The 2226-nt window shown below is 62.0% G+C and carries 3 protein-coding genes and 1 pseudogene; 2 read left to right on the top strand and 2 right to left on the bottom strand.

Annotated elements, in window-relative coordinates:
• The coding region (locus WAN02_RS18190) for a hypothetical protein (protein ID WP_422265644.1) at window positions 1–185 on the bottom strand (185 nt) is incomplete at its 3' end.
• Between the two features lie 150 nt (window positions 186–335).
• On the bottom strand, window positions 336–1037 hold the full coding sequence (locus WAN02_RS18185; protein WP_422265643.1) for a GAF and ANTAR domain-containing protein: 702 nt from the start codon (window positions 1035–1037) through the stop codon (window positions 336–338).
• Window positions 1038–1397: 360 nt separating this feature from the next.
• Here WAN02_RS18185 and WAN02_RS18180 point away from each other — a divergent pair, with 360 nt between their 5' ends.
• The gene (locus tag WAN02_RS18180) at window positions 1398–1796 is read left to right on the top strand and encodes a heme-binding protein (RefSeq protein WP_422265645.1); all 399 of its coding nucleotides are present in this window, start codon (window positions 1398–1400) and stop codon (window positions 1794–1796) included.
• Between the two features lie 146 nt (window positions 1797–1942).
• Window positions 1943–2226 (top strand): annotated as a pseudogene (locus WAN02_RS18175) (glutathione S-transferase family protein); the annotation flags it as partial.

Below are 2226 nucleotides of genomic sequence, written 5' to 3'. Positions count from 1 at the left end.
AGACCGAACATGCCCCACTTACCGGTGTTGTCGCTGTGTTGATCGGTGTTGGTATTGCCGTTGTCCGCCAACGTCGTTGTCGCCGACGACGGTGCCGGCGCGCCCTGAACGGCAGCGCCGGCAAGACCTGCCCCGCCGAACAGCATTGCCCCGGTGGCTGAAACTACCGCGATGGTCTTACGCATAATCACTCCTGATTTTGGCGCGCAGCGCCAGATAGGTGCTATGAGTGGAATTTGCGGGCCAGTCTGTTCTAGTCCCGACAAAAGCGACGCGAATACAGAAAGTTCAGCGTGCTGGATATGTGATACCCAATGCGAGACTGCCGAAACGTGTTACTTGCCCCCGCCGCGGGTGTCGATGACCCGCTGGGCGACGTCGGCGAGCTTGGCCTGAGTCTCCTGGGAGATTCGCCGGAGCATGTCGAAAGCGCTCACATCGTCGACACCGTAAGTCACCATGATGATGCCTTTGGCTTGGCCGATACGGTCTCTGGTCAGCAGCGCGGCGTGCAGCTGCTCTTCCTGGCGCTGGGCCAAAATCGCGGCGGCAGCGTGCGCGGCGAGAACAGCCCCAGTGGTCTCTGCGTCGGTATCCCAGACATCGGCCCGGTTACTGAACACGTTCAGCGCGCCCGCTGTGCGGTCTGCCGTGTAGAGCTTGAACGATAGGCCACTGTGCACCCCGAGTTCGACAGCTGCCGGTGCGAACTGCGGCCAGCGCGGCTCACTTCGGAGATCATCACTTCGGACAATCGTGTCCTGAAGAGCGGCTTCAGCGCAGGGTCCTTCGCTGAAATCGTGCTGTAGCTTGTCGAGCTTTGCGACCAAACTGTCGGTTTCTGCGAGGGACTCGAAGGTGCCGCCCTTCTTCACCAGCAAGACTCCCGCAAGGTCAGCTCCCGGTATGAGCTCCACCACCGCTGCGGTCACTCCGTCGAGAATCTGCTTGAGCGTGCTGGGCGCCGCTGTCGTACGTGCGAGCTCGGCCATGCGCATCGCGAGCTCGTGCCTCGCGTTCGGGTCCGAAGAGTCCATATGAATCGATTCTGCCCCTTGTACCCACCGTTGGGATCAACAGTGCAGAACTGGTCGACGGTGGTCGCGGTAGGCCCGGAACTTCGGCCCTCGGTTCACCACCACGTCGTCATAACCCGACGCGGGCTGCCTCGTCAGGTCACGAACGCGTCACGATTCATGTCACGATTGCGGCAGATTCTGTCGCGCCTTCACAAATCAGGCCTGCCGGTGCCAGGACTGGTCAGCCCAGCCTCTCCATCAGAGTCCGCACCCGATGTCTTGGCGCGCGGGGCCATGTCCGCTTCGGCTACGTTGAATTCAGGGACGAGCAGTGTTCCCCGCTATCAGCTCAGATCAATTCGAAGGACAACACTGATGATGAAAATCAGTAATATCGACGCGCGCCGACGCATCGCCGGGATCAGCGCAGGCCTGCTCGCTGGGGGCTTGGCCCTGGGGATCTCTGGGGTGCCGTCGGCGATCGCAGCACCAGATTGCAGCCCCTCAGGTGTGAACACCACCGTTTCGTCGGTGACCGGCGCGGCGCAGCAATATCTTGCCGCGCATCCTGACGCCAACCAGGTGGTTATGGCTGCCTACGGCCAGCCCCGTCCACAGGCGGAGTCCGACCTTCGTAGCTATTTCACTTCGCATCCCAGCGAGTACTACGACCTGCGTGGCGTCCTGGCTCCCATTGGTGACACCGAACGGCAATGCAATGTGACGGCGCTGCCAACGAATCTGGAGTCGGCCTACCGCGAGTTCATGGCAGGCTGATCTGCTCGCAACGACCCGCCACGATGATGTGGCGGGGCGTTCTGCTTTGAGGACTAGATCGACTGGTTCGCGGTGGTGGCAAGTCGCGCTGGTCCGTGGCGGGGAAAGCACTAGGCCAGAACCGGGCTTTGGGGCAAGCTGGAAAAATGGCTTCCTACGTCGCCGAGGCCGGCGAGTTCACCCGCGACACCAAATACATCGAAACCCGGATCACTGCCGACGGCCGCGACGGCTATCCGGTGCAACCGGACCGGTACCGACTTGTCGTAGCCCGCGCCTGCCCGTGGGCCAACCGCGCGATCATCGTTCGCCGGCTACTTGGGCTGGAAAGCGTGCTGTCCATTGGGTTTTGCGGGCCGACCCATGACAAGCGCAGCTGGACTTTCGATCTTGATCCCGGCGGCGTCGACCCGGTGCTGAAGATTCCCCG

Source organism: Mycobacterium sp. (assembly GCF_049281135.1).
Taxonomy (GTDB): domain Bacteria; phylum Actinomycetota; class Actinomycetes; order Mycobacteriales; family Mycobacteriaceae; genus Mycobacterium.
This window is presented reverse-complemented; position numbering and strand designations above follow the sequence as displayed.

What these genes read in the sequence shown, in the direction of transcription:
- WAN02_RS18185 (WP_422265643.1), bottom strand. Translation starts at nt 1,037, where the DNA reads ATGGACTCTTCGGACCCGAACGCGAGGCACGAGCTCGCGATGCGCATG.
- WAN02_RS18180 (WP_422265645.1), top strand. Translation starts at nt 1,398, where the DNA reads ATGAAAATCAGTAATATCGACGCGCGCCGACGCATCGCCGGGATCAGC.